This is a genomic window from Rhodococcus sp. 66b (assembly GCF_002076325.1).
GTDB lineage: Bacteria > Actinomycetota > Actinomycetes > Mycobacteriales > Mycobacteriaceae > Rhodococcus_F > Rhodococcus_F erythropolis.
This window is the reverse complement of the sequence record NZ_MUZB01000006.1, coordinates 368,204-390,258: the sequence shown is the minus strand read 5'-3', so window position 1 is coordinate 390,258 and position 22,055 is coordinate 368,204. Positions and strand designations below refer to the sequence as shown.

The window sequence follows — 22,055 nt, the reverse complement described above, 5'->3', positions numbered from 1 at the left end:
CAGATCCTTCGACCCCGTACCGCGCAGGCCCACGACATTCCAGCTGTCCTGGTCGATGTCGTAATCGGAGCGCGGCAGCAGTACGTGCAGGTGCTTCGGCGGCATCAACGGCTTACCGGACTCGTCACCGACCATCGCGCCGATCATGATCCAGTCACAGTGATCGGTACCGGAGGAGAACGACCAGCGCCCGTTGAGGATGTAGCCACCCTCGACCGGCCTCGCCACGCCCATCGGCGCATACGGTGACGCCATCCACGTATCGGGATCGGTTCCCCACACCTCTTCCTGAGCCTTGCGGTCGAAGAACGCAAGCTCCCACGGATGAACACCGACGATGCCGCTGACCCAGCCCGTGGCACCGTCCATCGCGCCGATAGCCATTGCCGTCTCGGCGAATTCACGCGGATGTGCCTCGAGGCCTCCGAATTCCTTCGGCTGGAACATCCGGATGACGCCGGAGTCGCGCAGGCGCTTCGCGCTGCCGTCCGTCAAGCGCATCAGCTTGTCGCCCTCGACTCCGTCGGCGCGGATCTCGTCGGCGAACTGTGAGATGTTGTCCAGAACCTGACCCATGATTTTTCCGGCTTTCTGGTTTCGCTACCCGGCGAGTGCCTGGGCAGAATGAAAATCTGTTGGTGAAACGGTGGCAGGTAGCCCGCCGAAGTGCAGAAACGCTTCCCGGTGAGTGGGAGCACCCCCTACTTGCCTTCTGGACGCGTCAGGAATGCCAGAACGGACGCGACCCAGGCGTCACGGGCTTCGATCATCGTCCAGTGTCCGCAGTTGGGGAAGATGTGAACTTCGCCGTTGGGGATATCACGCATCGGCAGTATCGCCATGTCCACGGGGCTGACGCGGTCGTCGCGTCCCCAGGTCAACAGCGTCGGCGCCTTGATCTTGTTCAGCTGCGCCCAGTACGGCACGGCGGTCGACGCAGCGGCAGCCGCGCCCATGGCGGCCATGGCCTTGCTGCTGTACATCCGTCGGGCGATCTCGAGCGTCGTCGGCTCGGTGGCCAGGGCCCAACGCTCTTCGATGAGCTGCTCGGTGACGACGGCGCGGTCGAAGACCATCGAATGCAACCAGCGGACGAGAGCTTCGCGAGTGGGGTTGTCGGTGAACTCCATGAGGAGTTTGATGCCTTCACCGGGGCCCGGCGAGAAGGTGTTCTTTCCCATGCCGCCGATGGTGACGAGCTTGCTCACCCGGTGCGGTTCGTCGATCGCGACCTTGGTGGCGACGATGCCGCCCATGGAGTTGCCGATCATGTGGACAGGTCCGAGGCCGAGGCCGTCGAGGAACATCCCCACCGATGCCTGCGCCATCATCATCGGGTGGTCGGGGCCGGGATCGCTGACGCCGAATCCGGGGAACTCGAGAACGTAGCAGTGGAAGTGCTCCGCGAAGTCCGCGAGAACGCCGCGGTAATTACGCCAACCCGTGACACCGGGGCCCGAACCGTGCAGCAGCAGGAGCGGCGGGCCGTCGCCGGCTTCGTGGTACCGGAGCACACCGAGATCGGTCTGCAGTTCCTTCAGGGTTCCCTCGTAGCTCAGTTCAGTCGTCATGGTCCGAACGGTGCCATCAGTACCGCTGAGCTGCTATGACTCGTCCCGATCAGCGAGACAAGTCGATCAAAATACGTCAGATCCAGTGGTCGGACGACGCTGCCAGCAGGCGATCCATCGTCTCCGCCGAGAACGTATTGGTCGGAACGGGAGGCGTCTTGCGGCCGCGTCGAGGAGCACCCAGTTCGGGGTACAACGTCCGCGAGACCTCGCGAGCCGCGTCGACGACCAACGGAGCAACTCGCTCGAGCTGAGCGGTCCGCATGTCACCACACAACGCGATGCTGCCGACGGGACCCTCGTGTCCGCGAATTGCCGAAGCCACACATGCGACTCCACGCGCCGACTCCCCGCGTTCGAAGGCCAGTCCCCGACGCTGACGGATGCGGTTCAGTTCCTGATGGAGCACGGCGACGTCGGTGATGGTGTTCTCGGTGCAGCGGGGAAGTGCCGACCCGAACAGAGCGTCGACGCGCTCGGGGTCGATCCATGCCAGCATCGCCTTGCCGCCGGCCGTCGAATGAGCGAGCACTCTGCCGCCGACGCGGGACGGCAGCGCCGCGGCGAATCGTCCGCCGACCTTGTCGAGGTAGACGCTCTCGCGTCCGTCGAGCACCGACAGGTGAACGACCATGCCGGTCTGCAGGTGCAGTTCGTGCAGAAGCGGTGCTGCGGCTTCGCGGATCTGGCTGTGGCCGCCGTCGCCACCACCGAGGCCGAGCGCGCGACGCCCGAGGCAGTAGCCGAACGATGCGTGATCGACCCAGTCCAGCTTGACGAGCTGATCGAGAATGCGGTGGACGGTGGACCGCGGCAACTGGGTGCGGCACGCGACTTCTTCCAGCGTCAGCCGCGCGGCGCGGCCGTCGAAGGCGTCGAGAATCAATGTCATCCGCTCGACCATCGACGGCGGCAGATCCTTCTTGGGTTGCCCGGCGGCGTTCTGGACGGTGGACAGTGTGTCGTTCATGTCAACGATGGTCATGGACGCCTCCCGAAAACTGGAATTGATTCTACCGACTATAACCCAGGTCACAGTTTCTGGAAAGTGAATCGGTCGTTTCGATCCCGATCAGCGGTAATTCACCCGCTGCCGCGTCGGTGGGAGCGCTATAAACGCCCGATGCACCTGGGAATCGTCACGCCGGTCCTGATTCAGCACCCGAGCACGCGTTCGGAGTGGGAGGCGAGTGCTGACATCGGCGAGATCGCCACAGTGGCTGCCACGGCGGATCGACTCGGTTTCCATCATCTGACCTGCAGTGAACACGTGGCGGTTCCCGAAGAAATTGCCACCGAACGCGGCGGAACCTATTGGGATCCGCTCGCCACGCTGGGTTACCTGGCCGCACGCACGTCGCGGATCCTCCTGGCGACGCAGGTGCTGGTACTGGGTTATCACCACCCCCTCGAGATCGCCAAGCGCTACGGAACGCTTGATCGCGTCAGCAACGGACGCCTGATACTCGGTCTCGGAGTGGGGACTCTGAAACAAGAATTCGATCTCATAAATGCTCCGTTCGTCGACCGAGGAGCACGCGCCGACGACGCTCTGGCAGCACTTCGAGTATCACTGTCGACTCCGACTCCGGAGTATCACGGCGAGTTCTACGACTACTCCGGATTTGTCGTCGAACCCCATGCCGTCCAGAAACGTGTGCCCCTCTGGATCGGCGGCCGGACCAAGAGATCGTTGCGCCGGGCCACCACACACGGCGACGGGTGGGTGCCGTTCGGGCTGCGATTCTCCGAACTGAAGGAAATGCTCGACGCCACGACGCTCCCCGACGGATTCGACGTAGTGCTTCCCGCCGGTGCTCCGCTCGACCCCCTCGGCAATCGCGAATCCGCCCTTCGCGCCTTGACACGCGTCCGTGACGCCGGGGCGACCATAGCCAGTTGCTCGGTCGGCGCTCGAAGCGTCGAGCACTACTGCGAACAACTCGAAGAACTTCACCGAATCGCCCTCGCTGAGGGCTTCGCTTTCACCACCCCATGATTCGTCAACCTTCCTACACAAAGGACGCACCGATGACCGACTCGACCGCCCTGATCGAATCTCTGCTCGCCCGAGTGGAATTGCTCGAGGACAAGCTCGCGATCACCGAACTGCTGACCACGTACAGCCCTGCCGTCGACAGCGGATCAGCCGACGAGGTCGCGAACCTGTGGCTCGAGGACGGTGTCTACGACGTCGACACCGGCGCGATGCACGGCCGCGGCGAACTGCGCGCGATGGTTCACAGCGCCTCTCACCAGAACTGGATCATGAACGGCGCGGCTCACATGATGACGCCCGCGCACATCCGCATCGACGGCAACAAGGCCGTCGCGACCTGCCATTCGCAGTTGGTCATCAAGGACCCCGAGAACCCGACGGGGTTCAAGGTCCTCCGCATCACCGCGAACCGCTGGGAGCTGATCAAGACCGACGGCGAGTGGAAGGTCGAACTGCGTACCAACGCCCTCCTCGACGGCCGACCCGAGGCCCGCGCTCTCCTGGCCGCCGGGGTGACTGCCTAACCCCCTGTGCGCGGTTAGGGACCCTCTGGGGTCGCTGACCGCACACAGCTGTTGAAAGTTCGGCTCCCCGAACTCTATAGTTCACATATTCGAACCAACAGGTCCGAGCACGTGTGACCAGGAGACCGATGAGCACCGGTACGCAAGAGCCGACGACTCCGCGCCGACGACCCACGGGAAGATCCATCGCCCTGCTCGGTCCGGCGTTCGTCGCGGCAATCGCGTACGTCGATCCGGGTAACGTCGCCGCCAACCTGACCGCCGGCGCGAAGTACGGCTACCTCCTCATCTGGGTACTGGTACTCGCCAATGCAATGGCCGTGCTGGTGCAGTACCTGTCCGCGAAACTCGGGCTGGTCTCCGGCAGATCCTTGCCCGAAATGCTGGGTCAGCGCCTGCGTAAGAACAACCGCCGCGCCTTCTGGCTCCAGGCCGAGATGATGGCGATCGCAACCGACGTCGCCGAAGTCATCGGCGGCGCCATCGCACTCAACCTGCTCTTCAACATCCCGCTCTTCCTCGGCGGGTTGATCACCGGATGCGTGTCGATGGTGATCCTGACGATCCAAAGTCGGCGCGGACAGCGCACTTTCGAGTTCGTGGTCATGGGATTGCTGGCCATCATCACCATCGGCTTCCTGACCGGGCTCGCCTTCACCGACGTCTCCGGCAGCGAAGCGGTCGCCGGACTGGTCCCCCGCTTCGAAGGAACCGAGACCGTACTGCTCGCCGCCAGCATGCTCGGAGCAACGGTCATGCCGCACGCGATCTACCTTCACTCCGCATTGGCACGTGATCGCCACGGCCACATCAAACCCGGGCCACGGTTGCAGCGACTACTCAAAGTCACCCGTTGGGATGTCGTCGTCGCGTTGATCATCGCCGGTGGCGTGAACATCGGCATGCTGCTTCTGGCCGCTTCGGCTCTGCGCGGAGTACCCGGCACCGACACCATCGACGGCGCGCATGCCGCGATCGAGAATTCACTCGGTCCGGGTGTAGCCGTGGTGTTTGCGATCGGACTCCTCGCCTCCGGACTCGCGTCGACCTCCGTGGGGTGCGCGGCCGGCGCCGAGATCATGCATGGTCTTCTGGCCATTCGCATTCCGGTGATCACACGCCGAATCGTCACTCTCATCCCGGCACTGATCGTGCTCGGACTCGGCGTCGACCCGACGCTGGCACTCGTGCTCAGCCAAGTGGTCTTGAGCCTGTGCATCCCCTTCGCGATCATCCCGCTGGTGCGAATGACCTCGGACCCCGAACTCATGGGCGACGCGCGCAATGCCCCGTTCACGACTGTCGCGGCATGGATTGCGGCCGGCTTGATCGTTGCACTCAACGTCGCTCTGCTGGTTCTGACGGTGACAGGCTAGAGCACCAGAGCCACCCAACGCGTCCCTCACAAACGCGCTGGATGGCTCCGGCCGGACTAGGAAACTTGCTCGGCGAGAGTGGCCTTGGCCCAGCGATAGTCGGCCTTTCCGCTGGGAGAACGCCGGATCGACGGAACGTTCATGACGGTGCGCGGCACTTTGTACCGAGCGACCTGCGACGCGCAATGCTCACCGATCTCGGCAGCGTCCGGGACGTCGAAACCTTCTCGGGTCGTGATGACCGCAGCGACGCGCTCACCGAACTTCGCATCCGGAATTCCCGCGACCAGAGCGTCGAGCACCGCCGGGTGACTCTTGAGTGCCTGCTCGACCTCTTCGGGGTACACCTTCTCCCCGCCGGTGTTGATGCACTGAGAACCACGCCCCAGCAGGACGATCGAGCCGTCGGCTTCCACGCGCCCGACGTCGCCGAGCACCGACATCCGCACCCCGTCGATCACCGGGAACGTAGCCGCGGTCTTGACCGGATCGTTGAAGTAACCGACCGGCACGTGACCACTGCGAGCGATGTAACCGGTCTCGGGCGATCCCGGCTCCAGTGGCCGCATCCTTTCGTCCACGACGCGGGTCTCGTCGCGAGCGGCGATGCGCATCAGGCCGTCTTCGCCGATCTCGAGATTGCCGTCGACGCCCGACTCCGAGGAGCCGAATCCGTCGCGGATCACCAGGTTCGGAAGTATCGACTTGAGCTGCTCCCGCAGTGAGAGCGAGAACAAGGCCCCGCCGGACGAGACCATGCCGACCGTGCCGAGGTCGTAATCTGCTGCGTTTGCTGCCAATTCGTCTGCGAGCGGACGGGCCATCGCGTCTCCGACGACGGTGATGGAGACGGCCTTCTCACTCCCGGCGAGCTGCAGGGTCGTCTTCGCGTCGAACCGCGCCATGAGAATTGCATTGGCGCCCATGAAGAATCCGGTGAACAGCGAGTACGACGCCGCACCATGCATCAGGGGTGCGGTACTGAGCATGTTCATCGCGGGGACGTTCGGCACCGCGGCGAACAGAGCCTCTGCGGTCGTGTGCGGCGGACCGAACGGATTTCCGCCGGTGAGCGCCGCAAAGTAGAAGTCTTCATGACGCCACATGACACCCTTGGGCATACCCGTCGTGCCGCCGGTATAGATGACAAAGAGGTCGTCGTTGCTGCGGGGCGCGAAGTCACGAGTGGCGGGCTGCTCCGCGGCAGCGTCGGCAAATCGAACGACGTCAACGCCTTCGATATCGCGGACGGCTGACTCGCCGACGACAACGACGTGCTTGATGCCGGGCGCGGCCGGGAGAACCGTCTCCACGACGGAAACGAACTCCTCGTCCACGATCAGTGCCACCGACTGCGAATCGTTGTACAGGTAGGTCAGTTCGGCGTCGACGTAGCGATAGTTGACGTTGATCGGGACCGCACGAATCTTGAGGCAGCCGAGCAAACTCTCAACGAACTCGACGCTGTTGCGCATGTGCAGAGCGACGTGATCGCCCGGCCCGACACCGACACTCGCCAAGTGGCGGGCAATGCGGTTCGATCCCTCGTCCAGTTCGACGTAGGTGCGACGACGGCCATCGCACACGAGCGCCGTGCGGTCCGGAATCAGATCCGAAATGCCCTCGTACAGATCTGCCAAATTCAGTGACACTGCTGGTGCCTTCCTTGATGTCCGGCCCGGTGAATTCGGGGCCGACCGTACTGCGTTTTCGGTGAGAACTATCCGCCCCTGGAGCCGACGAGTGCGGCCGAGAACTGAGCGGATCGGTGGTGACGCAAACGCGTACGCGGTGGGATCGCCGCGTCGACCCAAGGTGGCATGCAGCGCTCGTGACCCAGATCACCGCTCCCGCTGAGTGAGACTGCTCCTCAGTTGGTCAAACTTCTGCTCAAAACTAGAACTAATTCTGATTTCGCTCGAATGATTTTTTCGGAAAGACTGCCGAACTCTCGACTTCAAATTAGAATGAATACTAATTTTTCTGTACCTACCCGGCAGACCGGATCGAAGGAGCACGACATGACGCAATCACTGAGCTTGGAAGGCAAAGTTGCCGCCGTCACCGGCGCCGGCGCCGGCCTGGGTCGCGCCGAAGCACTCGGACTCGCGGCTGCCGGTGCAGCCGTCATCGTCAACGACATGGGTGCAGCGGCCAACGACGTGGTCGACGAGATCAAGGCCGCAGGTGGACAGGCACTCGCCATCACCGGCGACGTCTCCGACTGGTCGCTCGGCGGGCGCATCATCGAAGAGGCTGTCAAGAACTTCGGATCCTTCGACATCCTCGTCAACAATGCAGGCATCCTGCGCGACAAGATGATCTTCAACCTGACCGAATCCGATTGGGACGACGTCATCCGCGTGCACCTCAAGGGCCACGCCGCCACCTCGCACGCAGCCGCAGTCCACTGGCGCGCAGCCAGCAAGGCAGCCGACGCACCGGTCTACGGCCGCATCATCAACACCTCTTCCGAGGCCTTCCTCTTCGGCAGCGCCGGACAGCCCAACTACTCGGCAGCCAAGGCCGGCATCACCGCTCTGACGCTCTCGAGCGCAGCAGGTCTCTCCCGCTACGGCGTCCGCACGAACGCGATCTGCCCCCGTGCCCGCACCGCCATGACGGCAGAAGCCTTCGGCGAGAACAACACCGGCGTCGTCGGCCTCGATCCGCTTGCACCCGAGCGCGTCGCGACCCTGGTCAGCTACCTCGCATCCCCCGATTCCGACGAGATCAACGGACAGGTCTTCGTCGTCTACGGCAAGATGGTGGCGTTGATGGAAGCACCCAAGGTCGAGAACCGTTTCGACGCAGCCGGATCCGCGTTCACCGTCGAAGAACTCGGTGGCCAGCTCTCGTCTTACTTCTCCGGCCGTGGGCCGTACGAAACCTACGCTGCCTACAGCATCGCCGGCCTCGAAAAGATCGCACTTGCAGTCGACGAGACCGCAACAGTTTAAGCAGCACTTACGAAGAGGAGCGTTTTCATGAGGTTGAACGGCAAGGTAGCGATCGTCACCGGCGGCGCCGGTGGAATCGGTCGCGCTATCACCCGAGTCTTCGCCCGTGAAGGCGCGAAGGTCCTGTTCGTCGACATCAACGACGAGCAGGGCCAGGCCCTCGAACAAGAACTGGCCGGCTCCGGCAAGTTCCTGAACGTCGACCTTGCTGCCGCCGGTTCGGCCGAGCAGATCCGTGACGCCGCGCTCGAGGCTTTCGGCAAGCTCGACATCCTGGTGAACAACGCTCACGCGTCCCGTCAGGCTCCGTTGCTCGAAACCACGCAGGACATGTTCGACCTGTCCTTCAACACCGGTTTCTACCCCGTTGTCCACCTCATGCAGGCGTGCCACGACGAACTCGCGAAGACCAAGGGTTCGGTCGTCAACTTCGCATCGGGTTCAGGTTTGGACGGAATGCCCACCCAGACGTCCTACGCTGCGGCCAAGGAAGCTGTGCGAGGCCTGACGCGCGTCGTCGCCAACGAGTGGGCGCCGGAAGGCATTCGGGTCAACGTGGTCTGCCCGTTCGCCGCCACCGAAGGCGTCGTCAAGTGGCAGGAAGCCTTCCCCGAGCGCGCAGCCGCATCGGTTGCCAAGGTACCTCTCGGACGCATCGGTGATCCCGAAACCGACATCGCTCCCGTCGTGGTATTCCTGGCGAGCGAGGATTCCAAGTACATGACCGGACAGACGTTGATGGCCGACGGCGGCAGCATCAAATTGCGCTGAGCGAAATACTTCTCGGTGGGCTCAGCTCACCGAGAAGAGTTTCGCAGCGTTGTCGTGCACGACGGCTCGCAGCCATTCGTCTCCGAGATCGAAGCGCGTAACCGCTTGCAAGGCTGTAAGATACGGGTACGGAATGTTCGGGAAGTCGCTACCGAACAGAATCCGGTCCTGCATGTCGACGAGCCTTGAAACGTCTGCCTTCGGGAAGGCGCACTGCTCTTCCGTGAAATCGGTGAACGCCATGGTCGTATCCAGGCGGACGTTGCCGTAAGCCTCTGCCAGATCGAGGAATTCGCTGTACTCGGGCATCCCCATGTGGGCGACGATCAACGACAGGCGCGGGTACCGTGCGAGCAGCGAAGCAATGCGATCGGGTCCCGTGTACTCCCCCGGCGCCGGTCCCGATCCACAGTGAATCACGATGGGCGTCTCGGAGTCCTCGAGCTGACCCCAGACCTTGTCGAGCAGAGGGTCGTTCGGGTCGTAGTTTCCGACCTGGATGTGGGACTTGAAGATTCGCGCGCCCGACTCCAGAGCCTTTCCGACGTACGACGCCGCCGACTCCTCGGGGTAGAACGTGGCCGTGTGCAGGCAATCAGGTGTTTGCGCGGCAAATTCGACGGCCCACTGATTGAGCCACTCGGCCATCGCGTGCTTGTGCGGGTAGATCATCGACGTGAAAGCCCGGACACCGAACTCGCGGAGACGGTGTACCCGCTCCTCCTCGGCAAGTCGGTACGCGATCGGCCATGGTCGACCGATCATCGGTCCCGCTGAATCGAAGTAGCCCCACACCTTGTCCATGACGCTCTTCGGCATGAAATGGGTATGGACGTCGATCACGCCAGGAACACCCAACTCGCGCCAGAAAGCCCGAACCTCGGCGATCTCCTCCGGTCCGGTCGATGGGACCTCTTCGGTACACACGTCTGACACCCCTTTCGTTCGCTCGACCATACCGAGTGCCGTCGCGCTCACCGGGACAGGTCGTTGACGGCCCGCGCTGAGCACCCGAATGTGAACCCATCTTGCCGATCACCGTTGGAGGTTGAATGTCTCAGGCCGAGTCCGAAGTGGGATCGATCAGTGCCGTCGAGGAACTGCTCGCAATCGAGGAAATCAAACGTGTCTTCGCCGCGCGCCTACGCTGCATGGACACCAAGCAGTGGCACGTCTACCCAACCCTGCACACCGCAGACGTCGTCAGCGAGACGTGGGGCGGACTCCCGACAGACAAGCAACCCAAGACCGGTGACACCTCGAACCAGGTAGTGGGCATCGACAAACTCACCGCGGCAATTCGGAACATGCTCGACGGCGACATCCCCCTCACCACGGCGCACCACGCACACACTCCCGAAATCGTGCTGACCTCACCCACCACCGCAACCGGTATCTGGGCGATGGAAGACATGCTGTGGTGGAACGACGGCGAGAAAGAACTACACCTGCACGGCTACGGCCACTACCACGAGGAATACCGCAAAGAAGACGGCAAGTGGCTGATCAGCTACCGAACCCTCACCCGGCTCCGTGTCGACCAGGACCCCGGATTCTTCCGATTCATGAAAGCGCTGTGACGAAGTGACCAACCCGCTGTTTCAACCGCTCCGCATCCGTTCGCTCGAATTGTCCAACCGCATAGTCATGTCGCCGATGACCCGCACGTACTCCATCGAGGGCGTGCCTGGCCGCGACGTCGCCGACTATTACCGCCGACGCGCCGAGGGCGGTACCGGACTGATCGTCACCGAAGGCGTCGCGATCGATCACGAGACTGCTGTCGACCACGCCAACGTCCCCAACCTCCACACTCCCGCTGCTCAGGCCGGATGGCGGAAGGTAGTCGACGACGTGCACGCTGCGGGCGGCAAGATCGTGCCGCAGCTCTGGCACGTCGGGCCTCTGTGGGGCGCGATGACGCAGATGGACCCTTCGCTCAAGCCGATGCGTCCCTCCGGCGAGTGGGGTCCGCTGGGCGTCACCTCGTACTCCGCGGCCTACGTCGAACGCGCGCAGGCGAGCACCGAAGCGATGACCGAGCAGGACATCCAGGACGTCATCGACGCGTATGTCCGTAGCGCGAAGCACGCCGTCGAACTCGGCTTCGACGGTATCGCGATCCACGGCGGTCACGGCTACCTCCTCGATTCCTTCTTCTGGGAGGGCACCAACCAGCGCGACGACGCGTGGGGCGGCGACCTGGAGCGTCGAACCAAGTTCCCGGCCGCCGTCGTCGCTGCGATCCGCGCGGCCATCGGACCGGATCTGCCGATCATCTACCGTTTCTCGCAGCACAAGCAGCAGGATTTCACCGCGAAGATCGCGGAGACCCCCGAGGAGTTGGGCGTCATCCTGGGCGCGCTGGTCGACGCCGGAGTCGACGTTCTCGATGCCAGCATCAGGCGCTTCGACGTCCCCGCCTTCGAAGGCAGCGATCTCTCGCTGGCCGGCTGGGCGAAAAAATTGACCGGCGCCGTCACGATGGCCGTCGGCAGCGTCGGTATCGGAAAGTCGCTGCGGGACAGCCGTATCGAAGGCGTCGCACCTGTCGTCGACAACATCCCACAGCTCGAGGAACGCATCGGCAGCGGTGAGTTCGATCTGATCGCGATCGGCCGTCTCCACCTCGCCGATCCGGCATTGGCGACAACCCTGCGCGACGGTAGTCCGCTGCCGGCCTTCGATCGAGCGGTGCATGAGGGCAGCTTGATCTAGGGGCTCCGCCCCTGTGCGCCTTTCCGGTAGTTCGCACTACCAAAAAGGCGCACAGGGCCGAAGGCCTTTATGTTCGACCCATGACTACTTTCAACGCCTGGGTCGCCCGCGAAAGCGACGGCACCATCGACTTCGCCCCCGAAACCGTCGACGAATCCTTCCTCCCGGCAGGTGAGGTCACCATTCGCGTCGAGTATTCGAGCGTCAACTACAAGGACGCGCTCGCGGTCACCCCGAAAGGCGGGGTGGTTCGCGAGTACCCGATCGTCCCCGGCATCGACGTCGCCGGCGAGGTCATTGCCTCCGAGTCCGACGCATTCGCCCCGGGCGACAAGGTCGTCGCACATGGCTACGAGATCGGGACCGCCCGCAACGGCGGCTACGCCGAGATCGCCCGTTTGCCTGCCGAGTGGGTCGTGAAGCTCGACGGCATTTCCACCGCCGACGCTGCTGCGATCGGCACGGCAGGATTCACCGCAGCCATGAGCGTCCAAGCCATTCTGGCCAGCGGAGTGAAGCCCGCCGACGGTCCCGTGCTGGTGACGGGCGCGAGCGGCGGAGTCGGCACCGTCAGCGTCGACCTTCTGGCAAGCGCAGGCTTCGACGTGGTCGCCTCCAGCGGTAAGCCAGGCGCGGCAGACCTTCTGACGTCACTCGGTGCGTCTTCGGTGATCGGCCGGCTCCCCGAAGATCCCGACGCCAAGCCTCGCCCGCTCGGAAAATCTCAGTGGGCGGCGGCCGTCGACTGCGTCGGTGGAAAGACCCTCGCTCACGTTCTGAGCACGATCAACTACGGCGGTGTTGTGGCCGCCAGCGGTTTGACCGGCGGCGCCGCGCTGCCTACGACCGTGCTGCCGTTCATTCTCCGCGGAGTCTCACTGCTGGGCATGGACTCGGTATTGATGCCGATCGAACCCCGTCGCGCGCTGTGGGCCCGTCTGGGCTCCGACTTGGCCCCACGTCATCTGAAGGAGATCACGAACCTCGTTGCCGTCCGCGACGTCGTCTCGGTGATCGATCAGGTACGCGAAGGCAAGTACACCGGCCGGGCGCTGGTTCAGGTTGCCGACGGTTTCTGAACCGCTCAGAAAAGTGTGAACAGATCTGCCGGTTCTTCGGCCGTCGTGGACTTCTCCTTGTAAGGGGAGTTCACGGCGGTCGGTTCCTTCTTCACCGGGGCAGCAAGCGGGACCGATGCGATGTCCCCCGAGACGATGGCGCGTGCGGCTTCGCCGGCCAGCTTGTCTGCCATTTCGTTGTAGTGGTTGCCGACGTGCCCGCGCACCCAACGAAAGCGCACCGGACCGACTCGATCGGTGATGGCTCGGTCGATGCTCTGCACCAGTTCCAGGTTCTTGACCGCCCCGCCGCTCGCGGTCTTCCAGCCCTTGCGCTTCCAACTCGGCAGCCATTCCGACGCGCACTTGATGGCGTACTGCGAGTCGGATTCGATGAGCAGAGGATCAGCACCGGGATGGGCGACGACGGCCTCGAAGAGCGCACGCAACTCGGCAATCTGATTGGTGCCGGACGCTTCTCCGCCGGACATGCTCGGACCCTCGTGATTGACCCACGCCCAGCCGATAGCCCCGCCGGGGTTTCGCAGACAGGATCCGTCGGTGCTCACGATGATCATGGCTCGGACAATACGTTGCGCCACCGACACACGCCTTAACGGAGGATGGACGGTGGCGATACGCTGACCTCGATGACGCCGCTATCTCCGGTCGACGAAGTCACGGTGACTTCTCAGCGACCGCTCGATGCCGCGCTGACGCTCAGCCCGCATCAGCGCGGACCCGGCGACCCCGCACATCGACGGTCAGCCGACGGAGCGATCTGGCGAGTTTCCCGCCAACTTTCGGGTCCTGTGACCTACCGCATCACGCAGTCGGATCGCCATACGGTCCGGGTACAGGCCTGGGGTCCCGGCGCCACGGAATTTCTGACCGGCGCCGAAGCTCTGCTCGGTCTCGACGACGAGGCCGAAGATTTTGCGCCCGAGCATCCCAAGCTCGCCGAAGCTCATCGACGCTTCCCTCATCTGCGCATCGGCCGCACCGGACGCGTCATGGAAGCCCTCGTTCCCGCGATCCTCGAGCAACGCGTCCACGGCATCGACGCGTTTGCCGCATGGCGCCGGCTGCTGACCAAATTCGGGGAGCGCCCACCCGGCCCCGCGCCCGACGGAATGCGAGTTCCACTCACCGCGGACCAATGGCGACGAATGCCGTCGTGGGAGTTTCATCGCGCAAATGTCGATCCCGCGAGGTCCAAGACGATCGTTCAGTGCGCTCGGGTCGCCGACCGCCTCGAGCAGGCGTCATCGTTCCCCCGGGCCGAAGCGACCAAACGATTGCGAGCGGTGCCCGGCGTCGGGATCTGGACTGCCGCGGAAGTGGCTCAGCGCGCGTTCGGCGATTCCGACGCACTCTCGGTCGGCGACTACCACCTCGCTGCGGTCGTCGGCTGGTCGCTCCTGGGCGAACCGATCGACGACGCCCAGATGGTGCAGTACCTCGCTCCCCTCCAACCGCATCGATACCGCGCGGTGCGGCTTCTGCAGGTCAGCGGTCAAGCCGTCAAACCCAAGTTCGGTCCGCGAACTGCCGTTGCCGACCACCGCTGGCACTGAGCACCAGGAGATAAAGAATGTCGACCCGATACGCACACATCGCCTTCTCCCCCGCTGCGGTGGAGCGTCAGCGGTCGACCGGGAGTTTCACCGTCTACGGTTCAAAGCTCGATCAGCCCGACGAAGGCCCGATGGAATTCGATTTCCGCGCTCAGGGATTCGTGAAATCCGTGGATTCCTTCTTCATGTCCACTGTGACGCCCGACGGTTGGCCGTACGTCCAACATCGCGGCGGCCCGCGCGGATTCCTGCATGTGTTGGGCCCGAATCGAATCGGATTCGCCGATCTCCCCGGCAATCAGCAGTTCGTGACGCTCGGCAATCTGGAAGAGAACAATCGCATCTCGCTGTTCGTCATCGATTACCCGACGCGAACGAGATTGAAGATCTACGGGCGTGCACACGTGATCGAAGCGGACGAGGACCCTGAACTGCTGCAACAACTCTTGCAGGTCCCCGGCGGCACCATGACAGCAAAAGCGCAGCGCTCCATCGTCGTCGAGGTCGAAGCGTTCGACTGGAACTGCAGTCGAAACATCACACCTCGCTTCGACAAGGAGCGCATGGACGAATCCCTCGCTCTGGCACGCCAACCCCTGCAAGCCGAGGTCGATCGGCTTACTGCCGAGGTCGAAGAATTGCGCGCGCGGTTGTCGAAAAACGAATGAGACTGGGCGGTTTCAGGGCACCCGGAGTCGGGTAGCCACCAAACACGGCCCGTCGCGCGGAGACGACGGGTCCCGTTGTGCCCGAGGAGGTCCGCACGATCGATCCAGACGGTGGAGTTCAGGCTGACGAACTGCACCGCCACCATTCACGACTGGTTCCACACAGACAGATTGGCCGTCCCCATGAAACTGTCCCGAACTCTCACCATGTCCGTACTCGTCGTCGCCGCTGTCGGCGCCGGAGCCGGCACCGCGGTCGCAGCGCCCCCGAATGCGGGCTTCGATCCGTCCCAACCCCTACTGACACCGACCGCCGAGTCGAACAGCCAGGCGGCGTTGATGCTCTTCCCCGGTAACGATCCGAAGCAAGCCGCGTTCGACACGATGGCCAACGAGGTCAATATCGGCTGGAACAACGGCGGCGTGCAGTCGACGCTCATCGGAGCCAACCTCGGCGTCGGAATCGGCTGCCTGTCGATCTTCCCGAACTTCATCGCCGGCTGCATCGTCGGTGGAGTCATCGGCACGGTTGCCGGAGTCGGCGCGGGAATCACCAACGGAAACCCGAACGCTGCGCCGGCCGTCGAGAAGTTCTTCGCGACTCCTTGAGAGACGCTCAGCTGTGCGTGTGCCCTGGGGTGGGTGTCTCGTCGTGAAAATGTGTGGCGCCGATCGAATGCAACAGCTGGTGAACGGTGTCGTCTGCCAGTTGGTATCGCATCGATCGGCCGTCGCGCGTCGCGCTCACCCACCCCTGGCTACGCAGTAGCCGCAGCGCATGTGAGACGGCTGTGCCGCTCATCCCCAGCGCCACGGACAGATCCGTGACGCAGATACCCGGTGCGTGGTGAAGGCAGAGCAACAGACGCAGACGGTTGGCGTCGGAGAGAAGCTCGAAGCGACCGGACCAACTGGTGACATCGAGACCCTCGAGTGCAGCCCTGGCGCGACGAACATCCTCGACGCTCAGCGCGCCACTGGTGTCTGCTGCGCCTGCATTCGTCAACCGACTGCCTCCGTAGAACTTCCGATCCCCCGCCGCAAGTGTACCCAGAAGCGAACCTCGTCAGGCAGACTCCACCACGGCCGCCATGCCCTGGCCACCGCCGATACACATGGTCAACAGCGCTTTTCCGCCGCCGCGACGGCCGAGTTCGTGAAGCGCGGTTGTTGCCATACGCGCACCCGTCGCTCCCACGGGGTGCCCGAGCGAGATGCCGGAACCGTTGACGTTCAGTCGATCGAGGTCCTCGAAACCCCATTCCTTCACGACGCCGAGAACCTGGCACGCAAACGCCTCGTTCAGCTCGACCAGATCGAAGTCGGCAAAGCCTGCCCCTGTGCGAGCAAACAGTTTCGAGACGGCGGCAACCGGTCCGAGGCCCATCAGCGCCGGTTCACAACCGGCCGCGGCCCAACTGTCGAGGAACCCGATGGGTTCCAGCCCCAGCTCGTCCAGACGATCCTCGGCGACCACCAACATCGCTGCCGCAGCGTCATTCTGTTGGCTGGCGTTACCGGCGGTCACGACGCCTCCCTCGGTCACCGCACGCAGCCGTGCCAGGGTTTCGAGTGAGGTATCCGGACGGATCCCCTCGTCAGCACGAAACTGTGTGACGTTCCCTTTTCGATCCGTCAGTTCGACGGCGACGATTTCGGCATCGAATCGGCCGGATTCTCTTGCCAGTGTAGCTTTTCGGTGACTCTCGACGGCGAAGGCGTCCGACTCTTCCCGCGTGATCCCGCAGCGTGTCGCGACGTTCTCGGCCGTTTCGATCATTCCGCTGATCCGGCCGAAACGCCACTCGGGTTGCGAGCGCTCTCGACCACGATCGAGGCGGTCGAACAGTTGCAGCCCACCGGATTTGGTGCCCCACCGCGCTCCGGTGGTGTAGTGCTCGATCCCGCTCATCGATTCGACGCCGCCCGCGAGAACCACGTCGGCAGCACCCGTCTGGACCATCATGGCCGCGGTAACGATGGCCTGCAGACCCGTTCCGCATCGGCGATCCGTCTGGAAGCCGGCTACCGAAATCGGCAACCCGGCCTCGAGCGCCGCCCACCTTCCGATGCACGGTGCTTCCGAATTGGCATACGACTGCCCCATCGCGACGTCGTCGATGCGGGACGGATCGATTCCGCTACGACGCACGGTCTCCTTGACGACAGTGGCAGCCAAACTTTCCGCAGGCACGTCACGAAGTGCCCCTCCGAAACGGCCCACCGCGGTTCTGACCGGCGCGACCAATGCTGCTCGTTTCACAACTGACCTCGAATCTCGTTCTGGAAGAATGGAAAAGGATTCAGGAGACCAACAGGCGCACGGTATCCGCCACCAGCGCAGGTTTACCTGCTCCTTCGATTTCGATCGTGTACCGCACGACAATCGTCGCGCCCTTCGCGGTGCGCTCGAAGGAAAGAATCTCCGCACCTGCCCGCACCGAAGAACCGACCTTGACCGGTTCGGGGAATCGCACCTTGTTGCTGCCGTAGTTCACGGTCATGGAGATTCCGTCGACACGCATCACCTGAGCGCCGAGCACCGGCAACAACGAAAGAGTCAGATAGCCGTGAGCGATGGTGCCGCCGTACGGACCCTGCGCTGCGCGCTCGGGATCCACGTGAATCCACTGGTGATCCTCGGTGGCGTCGGCGAACTTGTCGATCCGATCCTGTGTGACCGGGAACCACGCGCTGTAGCCCAAGTGCTCACCGACAGCCGTCTCAACTTCGTCGATTCCGTTGAAAATTCGCATAGTTCTCTCCTGAAAGGTGTTGAACAGCAAAGAAAACGGCGCAGCGCTAATGTGCGCCGCGGCGCAGCGTCACCCGATAGGTGTACTGCTCCGGCAAGAAGTAGCTCACCGACAGCTCGTTGGCAACGCCCTGCGCGTTGGAGTACAAACGGTCCACCCGCAACATGGCGTGGCCGATCTCGCAATCGACGTCCCTGGCAACGTCTGCCGTTGCCGGGGACACCGTGATCGATTGTGCTGCTTCGACAATCGGACTGTCGATCAGCGGTTCCAGCAGACCGATCACCGTATTGGCGCTCACCGCACCGGCCGCCATGGCGGGCAGGTCGATGATCTGCCGAGCTATCGCCTCCGGCAGATGCGCCGTCGTCTGCACGAACGGAACTCCCTCGTGTATCCGTCGGAAGACCACGGTGTACACGACGTCGGTGTCGAGCCGAAGCCGACTGGCCGCCTCGATGTCCACGCGCCGTTGCAGCGGTGACACAACTTCCATCGTCGTGTCCCGCGAAAGGTTCATGAGATCTTCGATGGATCCGAGATGACGGAGATAGCGGCCGCTGTTCTCGGTCACGAAAGTCCCGCGCCCGGGTACTCGGTACACGATGCCCTCGGCAACAAGATCGTGAAAGGCTCGGCGGACCGTCTGCCGACTCACGCCGTGATGCTGCGCCAGTTCGGATTCGGTGGGCAGTTGAATGCCGTCGCGGTAGGTACCGGCAGAGATCTGCTGACGAAGCTCACGAGAGAGGCGTTGGTACGCCGGCTCCGTCTCTCTTTCCTTACCGCTCATAGCGACATGATCCTACTTGCTCACCGGTCCGTCACAGACCGCCGCGGGCAACCAGCTGCGAAACGATCACGTTACGCTGAATTTCGTTGGTTCCCTCCCCGACGATCATCAGTGGTGCATCACGGAAATACCGCTCGACGTCGTACTCCGTCGAGTAGCCGTAACCGCCGTGGATGCGGACGGCGGACAACGCGATTTCCATCGCCACTTCAGAGGCGTACAGCTTGGCCATGCCTGCCTCCATGTCGCACCGCTCGCCGCTGTCGTACATCTGTGCCGCATGCCACGTCAGCTGCCGTGCGGCCGTCAGCTTCGTTGCCATGTCGGCGAGGTAGTTGCCGATCGACTGGTGCTTCCAGATCGGCTGGCCGAAGCTCTCGCGCTGCTGCGCGTACGCAAGTGAATCCTCGAGTGCAGCCGTGGCGACGCCCAGTGCACGGCAAGCCACCTGGATACGGCCGGTCTCGAGCCCCTTCATCATCTGCCCGAAACCCTTTCCGGGAGTGCCGCCCAGAATGGCCGACTCGGCGATGCGGTAATTGTCGAAGGACAGTTCACAGCTCTCGACGCCCTTGTATCCGAGCTTCGGGAGGTCGCGGGACACGGTCAGCCCTTCGCCGTGCTCGACGAGAACGATCGAGATGCCCGCATGACGAGGGCTTGCGCTTGGATCGGTCTTGCACAGCAATGCGATCACGCCGGATCGGCGGGCATTGGTGATCCATGTCTTGGCGCCGTTGACGACCAGATCAGTGCCGTCGCTCTTGGCGTTGGTTGTCATGGCCTGCAGATCGGAGCCACCGCCGGGCTCGGTGAGGGCCATCGTTGCCCGGATCTCGCCGGTTGCCATTCGCGGCAGGTACTTCACCTTCTGCTCTTCGGTACCGAACAGCGAGATGAGCTTGGCAACCACTGTGTGTCCGCCCATCGCTCCTGCCAGGGACATCCATCCGCGCGACAGTTCCTGCGTCACCTGCGCATAACAGGGCATGGACACCGGCGATCCGCCGTACTCCTCGGGAATCGCGAGGCCGTAGATCCCGATCTGCTTCATCTGATCGATCCACTTCTCGGGATACTCGTTCGCGTGCTCCACCTCCTGGACCGTGGGCTTGACCTCTCGGTCGACGAACCGGCGCACGGTTTCGATCAGGAATGTCTCTTCGTCGTTGAGCTTGAGCATGAATCCGCCTCGACTTGAAATAAGTTTGTACGGCCATATTTCGATATTGTTCGCGCAATGTCAATACCGCGCCTTGACATCGATACGCAGCAACTGCCAGCATCGAGGCAGTTCGCTGCACATCAACGCCGTTCACGGCAGCACATCTATTTCGCAACTGGCCGTACATTTGATCACCAGATCGAGGTAATCGACACACTATGGACGAGAACCACTACCGCGCGACCAGACGCCGCGCGTCCCTGGTCGCTCCGGGTTCAGACGAGCGCAAAGCCCGCAAGGCACTCTCTTCGAACGCAGACGAGGTGATTCTCGACCTCGAAGATGCCGTCACTTCGGCGAACAAGGACCTTGCGCGAACCCTCGTGAGCTCCTTGGTGCACGAGTTCGGTAAGGCGCGCACCATCTCGGTCCGAATCAACGGCCTCACCACACCATGGGCCCGCGACGACCTGATCGCCTGCGGCACCCTCGGAGAATCGCTGACGAGCGTGATCGTCCCGAAGGTCGAGTCCGCCGACGAACTCCTCGAGGCCGAGCGCATCCTCTTCGCTGCCGGTGGGCACCACACCACCCTGCAAGCCCTGATCGAAACTCCGCTCGGCGTCCAGAATGCCGACTCCATCGCCCGCGCGACTCCTCGTCTGCAGGCCGCGATCATCGGATACGCAGATCTCGGTGCAGCGCTGGGTCGCTCACGCTCGGCACTGCCCGAACACTGGCTTGCCGTCCAGGACAGAATCCTGATCGCCTGCCGCGCAGCCGGCGTCGCCGCCATCGACGGACCCTTTCTCGGCATCACCGACGACGACGCCTTCCGCCGCGCCGCGCACTGGACCAGCGCTCTCGGGTTCGACGGTAAATGGGTCATCCACCCGGCGCAGATCGACTCGGCCACTACCGCATTCACTCCTTCGGACGACGCCGTCAATGACGCCAGACGGGTGTTGACCGCACTCGAAGAAGCCGAAACCCTGGGTTCCGGCGCCGCCCAGCTCGACGGCCAAATGCTCGACGAAGCAGTGGCCGTGGCAGCGCGTCGTACGCTTGCCCGAGCCGAAGGAGTCACCGTATGAGCGAGCACTACGTAGGAGGACCGTACTTCGACGAACTCACCCACGGTCAGATCTTCGACGAAGCACCAGCGGTGACGTTGACCAGTGGACTCGCCGCCTCCCATCAGGCGATCCTCGGTGACCGCATGCGCTTGCCTCTCGACGCACACCTGTCGTCGAGCGTCACAGGTTCCGCTGCACCAGTGGCGAATCCAGGACTGGTCACCGACGTCGCCATCGGCCAGTCAACCGTGGTCACACACCACGTCAAGGCAAACCTCTTCTACCGCGGACTGCGATTCCACCGTTTCCCGGTACTCGGTGACACCCTGTACACGCGCACCGAGGTTGTCGGTCTGCGCGAGAACTCGGCCAAGCCGGGACGCGGCGCCACCGGACTTGCCGCGCTACGGATGACGTCTGCTGATCAGAATGGCAATACGGTCCTCGACTTCTATCGCTGCGCCATGCTCCCCCTGAGCCCCGACCCGATCGAGACGAGAACTCGCCACGCCGACGACCTCTCCGTGATCGGTCCGTCCGAACCTGCGCCGTACGTATCACCTGACGGTTGGGACCTCGACACATATCGAGATCGGGTACCCGGCAGGCACTTCGATTCCGACTTGGTGGGCTCCGTCTTCCACAGCAGCGGCGACGTCGTCTCCAGTGCACCCGAACTTGCCCGGCTGAGCTTGAACATCGCAGCGACGCACCACGACTATCGCGTCGGCGCCCACGGTCGCCTCGTCTACGGCGGCCACACCATCGGAATTGCACTTGCCCAGGCAACTCGCGCTCTGCCCAACGTGGTGACGGTTCTCGGATGGCACTCGTGCGATCACACCGGGCCCGTTCACGAGGGCGATACCCTCACGAGCGAACTGCACGTCGAAAGTTCGTCGCCCCTTGAACACGGAACCGCAATGCAACTGCGTTCACTCGTGTTCTCCCACAATGCTTCTGCAACACAGACTCCGGTTCTCGACTGGCGTTTCACCGTGTTGATGGCATGATCGCACACTCTTCTACCACGGAGGACCACA

The 22,055-nt window shown here is 63.3% G+C and carries 23 protein-coding genes and 1 pseudogene; 13 read left to right on the top strand and 11 right to left on the bottom strand.

Annotation, left to right across the window (positions count from 1 at the left end):
• From B0E55_RS14310 to B0E55_RS14300, 3 genes and pseudogenes are all read right to left on the bottom strand, one after another.
• Positions 1 to 576 (bottom strand): annotated as a pseudogene (locus tag B0E55_RS14310) (hydroxylase); the annotation flags it as partial.
• Between the two features lie 125 nt (positions 577 to 701).
• The gene (locus B0E55_RS14305) at positions 702 to 1,571 is read right to left on the bottom strand and encodes an alpha/beta fold hydrolase (RefSeq protein ID WP_019745379.1); all 870 of its coding nucleotides are present in this window, start codon (positions 1,569 to 1,571) and stop codon (positions 702 to 704) included.
• Positions 1,572 to 1,647: 76 nt separating this feature from the next.
• Positions 1,648 to 2,556, bottom strand: coding sequence for an IclR family transcriptional regulator (locus B0E55_RS14300; RefSeq protein WP_020970849.1), 909 nt, complete (start codon positions 2,554 to 2,556; stop codon positions 1,648 to 1,650).
• A 138-nt stretch (positions 2,557 to 2,694) separates the two neighbouring features.
• On the opposite strand from B0E55_RS14300, the gene B0E55_RS14295 reads away from it, so the two are divergent.
• From B0E55_RS14295 to B0E55_RS14285, 3 genes are all read left to right on the top strand, one after another.
• Positions 2,695 to 3,570: a TIGR03619 family F420-dependent LLM class oxidoreductase gene (locus tag B0E55_RS14295; RefSeq protein WP_080909929.1), complete on the top strand. Its 876-nt coding sequence runs from the start codon at positions 2,695 to 2,697 to the stop codon at positions 3,568 to 3,570.
• A 32-nt stretch (positions 3,571 to 3,602) separates the two neighbouring features.
• Positions 3,603 to 4,094: a nuclear transport factor 2 family protein gene (locus B0E55_RS14290; protein WP_003939809.1), complete on the top strand. Its 492-nt coding sequence runs from the start codon at positions 3,603 to 3,605 to the stop codon at positions 4,092 to 4,094.
• A gap of 128 nt (positions 4,095 to 4,222) precedes the next feature.
• A complete protein-coding gene (locus B0E55_RS14285; protein ID WP_080909928.1) occupies positions 4,223 to 5,470 on the top strand; it encodes an Nramp family divalent metal transporter in 1,248 nt (415 codons plus the stop codon).
• Between the two features lie 56 nt (positions 5,471 to 5,526).
• Here B0E55_RS14285 and B0E55_RS14280 read toward each other — a convergent pair whose 3' ends face one another.
• Entirely contained in the window at positions 5,527 to 7,122 is a 1,596-nt protein-coding gene (locus B0E55_RS14280; protein WP_080909927.1) for an acyl-CoA synthetase, read from the bottom strand.
• Positions 7,123 to 7,491: 369 nt separating this feature from the next.
• Between B0E55_RS14280 and B0E55_RS14275 the strand changes: the two genes are divergently transcribed.
• Positions 7,492 to 8,430, top strand: a complete 939-nt coding sequence (locus B0E55_RS14275) for a 3-oxoacyl-ACP reductase (protein WP_007729451.1) — start codon at positions 7,492 to 7,494, stop codon at positions 8,428 to 8,430.
• 27 nt (positions 8,431 to 8,457) lie between these two features.
• A complete protein-coding gene (locus B0E55_RS14270; protein ID WP_019745385.1) occupies positions 8,458 to 9,201 on the top strand; it encodes an SDR family NAD(P)-dependent oxidoreductase in 744 nt (247 codons plus the stop codon).
• Positions 9,202 to 9,222: 21 nt separating this feature from the next.
• On the opposite strand, the gene B0E55_RS14265 is transcribed toward B0E55_RS14270, so the two are convergent.
• Positions 9,223 to 10,128, bottom strand: a complete 906-nt coding sequence (locus B0E55_RS14265; protein ID WP_003940342.1) for an amidohydrolase family protein — start codon at positions 10,126 to 10,128, stop codon at positions 9,223 to 9,225.
• Positions 10,129 to 10,253: 125 nt separating this feature from the next.
• Here B0E55_RS14265 and B0E55_RS14260 point away from each other — a divergent pair, with 125 nt between their 5' ends.
• The 3 genes from B0E55_RS14260 (at position 10,254) to B0E55_RS14250 (ending at position 12,998) form a co-directional block, all read left to right on the top strand.
• The gene (locus B0E55_RS14260) at positions 10,254 to 10,781 is read left to right on the top strand and encodes a nuclear transport factor 2 family protein (protein WP_019745387.1); all 528 of its coding nucleotides are present in this window, start codon (positions 10,254 to 10,256) and stop codon (positions 10,779 to 10,781) included.
• A 4-nt stretch (positions 10,782 to 10,785) separates the two neighbouring features.
• A complete protein-coding gene (locus B0E55_RS14255; RefSeq protein WP_019745388.1) occupies positions 10,786 to 11,919 on the top strand; it encodes an oxidoreductase in 1,134 nt (377 codons plus the stop codon).
• An 80-nt stretch (positions 11,920 to 11,999) separates the two neighbouring features.
• Positions 12,000 to 12,998: an MDR family oxidoreductase gene (locus B0E55_RS14250; RefSeq protein ID WP_019745389.1), complete on the top strand. Its 999-nt coding sequence runs from the start codon at positions 12,000 to 12,002 to the stop codon at positions 12,996 to 12,998.
• Positions 12,999 to 13,003: 5 nt separating this feature from the next.
• On the opposite strand, the gene B0E55_RS14245 is transcribed toward B0E55_RS14250, so the two are convergent.
• The gene (locus B0E55_RS14245) at positions 13,004 to 13,555 is read right to left on the bottom strand and encodes a ribonuclease H family protein (protein WP_007729467.1); all 552 of its coding nucleotides are present in this window, start codon (positions 13,553 to 13,555) and stop codon (positions 13,004 to 13,006) included.
• Positions 13,556 to 13,600: 45 nt separating this feature from the next.
• Here B0E55_RS14245 and B0E55_RS14240 point away from each other — a divergent pair, with 45 nt between their 5' ends.
• From B0E55_RS14240 to B0E55_RS14230, 3 genes are all read left to right on the top strand, one after another.
• Positions 13,601 to 14,554, top strand: coding sequence for a DNA-3-methyladenine glycosylase family protein (locus tag B0E55_RS14240; RefSeq protein ID WP_019745390.1), 954 nt, complete (start codon positions 13,601 to 13,603; stop codon positions 14,552 to 14,554).
• 17 nt (positions 14,555 to 14,571) lie between these two features.
• Positions 14,572 to 15,222: a pyridoxamine 5'-phosphate oxidase family protein gene (locus tag B0E55_RS14235; RefSeq protein ID WP_019745391.1), complete on the top strand. Its 651-nt coding sequence runs from the start codon at positions 14,572 to 14,574 to the stop codon at positions 15,220 to 15,222.
• A gap of 111 nt (positions 15,223 to 15,333) precedes the next feature.
• On the top strand, positions 15,334 to 15,831 hold the full coding sequence (locus B0E55_RS14230) for a hypothetical protein (protein ID WP_020970854.1): 498 nt from the start codon (positions 15,334 to 15,336) through the stop codon (positions 15,829 to 15,831).
• Positions 15,832 to 15,838: 7 nt separating this feature from the next.
• Here B0E55_RS14230 and B0E55_RS14225 read toward each other — a convergent pair whose 3' ends face one another.
• The 5 genes from B0E55_RS14225 to B0E55_RS14205 are packed head-to-tail and all read right to left on the bottom strand — an operon-like array spanning position 15,839 to position 19,954.
• Entirely contained in the window at positions 15,839 to 16,228 is a 390-nt protein-coding gene (locus tag B0E55_RS14225; protein WP_019745393.1) for an ArsR/SmtB family transcription factor, read from the bottom strand.
• 60 nt (positions 16,229 to 16,288) lie between these two features.
• Positions 16,289 to 17,485 carry an acetyl-CoA C-acetyltransferase gene (locus B0E55_RS14220; RefSeq protein WP_019745394.1) on the bottom strand — a complete coding sequence of 399 codons (1,197 nt, stop codon included), beginning with the start codon at positions 17,483 to 17,485 and terminating at the stop codon, positions 16,289 to 16,291.
• A gap of 40 nt (positions 17,486 to 17,525) precedes the next feature.
• Positions 17,526 to 17,978, bottom strand: coding sequence for a MaoC family dehydratase (locus tag B0E55_RS14215; RefSeq protein ID WP_003940415.1), 453 nt, complete (start codon positions 17,976 to 17,978; stop codon positions 17,526 to 17,528).
• A gap of 46 nt (positions 17,979 to 18,024) precedes the next feature.
• A complete protein-coding gene (locus B0E55_RS14210; RefSeq protein ID WP_003940169.1) occupies positions 18,025 to 18,771 on the bottom strand; it encodes a GntR family transcriptional regulator in 747 nt (248 codons plus the stop codon).
• Between the two features lie 31 nt (positions 18,772 to 18,802).
• Positions 18,803 to 19,954 (bottom strand): acyl-CoA dehydrogenase family protein, encoded by a 1,152-nt coding sequence (locus tag B0E55_RS14205; protein ID WP_019745395.1) that lies wholly within the window; start codon positions 19,952 to 19,954, stop codon positions 18,803 to 18,805.
• Between the two features lie 200 nt (positions 19,955 to 20,154).
• Between B0E55_RS14205 and B0E55_RS14200 the strand changes: the two genes are divergently transcribed.
• Together B0E55_RS14200 and B0E55_RS14195 are read left to right on the top strand one after the other, a co-directional pair.
• Positions 20,155 to 21,030 carry an HpcH/HpaI aldolase/citrate lyase family protein gene (locus B0E55_RS14200; RefSeq protein ID WP_080909926.1) on the top strand — a complete coding sequence of 292 codons (876 nt, stop codon included), beginning with the start codon at positions 20,155 to 20,157 and terminating at the stop codon, positions 21,028 to 21,030.
• The gene (locus B0E55_RS14195; RefSeq protein WP_080909925.1) at positions 21,027 to 22,025 is read left to right on the top strand and encodes a MaoC family dehydratase; all 999 of its coding nucleotides are present in this window, start codon (positions 21,027 to 21,029) and stop codon (positions 22,023 to 22,025) included. The genes B0E55_RS14200 and B0E55_RS14195 overlap by 4 nt, the downstream gene beginning before the upstream one ends.
• Positions 22,026 to 22,055 lie beyond the last annotated feature (30 nt).

Bases quoted from the DNA above. Each gene is read 5' to 3' on its own strand.
- B0E55_RS14305 (WP_019745379.1), bottom strand. From the start codon at position 1,571: ATGACGACTGAACTGAGCTACGAGGGAACCCTGAAGGAACTGCAGACC.
- B0E55_RS14300 (WP_020970849.1), bottom strand. From the start codon at position 2,556: ATGACCATCGTTGACATGAACGACACACTGTCCACCGTCCAGAACGCC.
- B0E55_RS14295 (WP_080909929.1), top strand. From the start codon at position 2,695: ATGCACCTGGGAATCGTCACGCCGGTCCTGATTCAGCACCCGAGCACG.
- B0E55_RS14290 (WP_003939809.1), top strand. From the start codon at position 3,603: ATGACCGACTCGACCGCCCTGATCGAATCTCTGCTCGCCCGAGTGGAA.
- B0E55_RS14285 (WP_080909928.1), top strand. From the start codon at position 4,223: ATGAGCACCGGTACGCAAGAGCCGACGACTCCGCGCCGACGACCCACG.
- B0E55_RS14275 (WP_007729451.1), top strand. From the start codon at position 7,492: ATGACGCAATCACTGAGCTTGGAAGGCAAAGTTGCCGCCGTCACCGGC.
- B0E55_RS14270 (WP_019745385.1), top strand. From the start codon at position 8,458: ATGAGGTTGAACGGCAAGGTAGCGATCGTCACCGGCGGCGCCGGTGGA.
- B0E55_RS14260 (WP_019745387.1), top strand. From the start codon at position 10,254: ATGTCTCAGGCCGAGTCCGAAGTGGGATCGATCAGTGCCGTCGAGGAA.
- B0E55_RS14250 (WP_019745389.1), top strand. From the start codon at position 12,000: ATGACTACTTTCAACGCCTGGGTCGCCCGCGAAAGCGACGGCACCATC.
- B0E55_RS14245 (WP_007729467.1), bottom strand. From the start codon at position 13,555: ATGATCATCGTGAGCACCGACGGATCCTGTCTGCGAAACCCCGGCGGG.
- B0E55_RS14240 (WP_019745390.1), top strand. From the start codon at position 13,601: ATGGACGGTGGCGATACGCTGACCTCGATGACGCCGCTATCTCCGGTC.
- B0E55_RS14235 (WP_019745391.1), top strand. From the start codon at position 14,572: ATGTCGACCCGATACGCACACATCGCCTTCTCCCCCGCTGCGGTGGAG.
- B0E55_RS14215 (WP_003940415.1), bottom strand. From the start codon at position 17,978: ATGCGAATTTTCAACGGAATCGACGAAGTTGAGACGGCTGTCGGTGAG.
- B0E55_RS14210 (WP_003940169.1), bottom strand. From the start codon at position 18,771: ATGAGCGGTAAGGAAAGAGAGACGGAGCCGGCGTACCAACGCCTCTCT.
- B0E55_RS14205 (WP_019745395.1), bottom strand. From the start codon at position 19,954: ATGCTCAAGCTCAACGACGAAGAGACATTCCTGATCGAAACCGTGCGC.
- B0E55_RS14200 (WP_080909926.1), top strand. From the start codon at position 20,155: ATGGACGAGAACCACTACCGCGCGACCAGACGCCGCGCGTCCCTGGTC.
- B0E55_RS14195 (WP_080909925.1), top strand. From the start codon at position 21,027: ATGAGCGAGCACTACGTAGGAGGACCGTACTTCGACGAACTCACCCAC.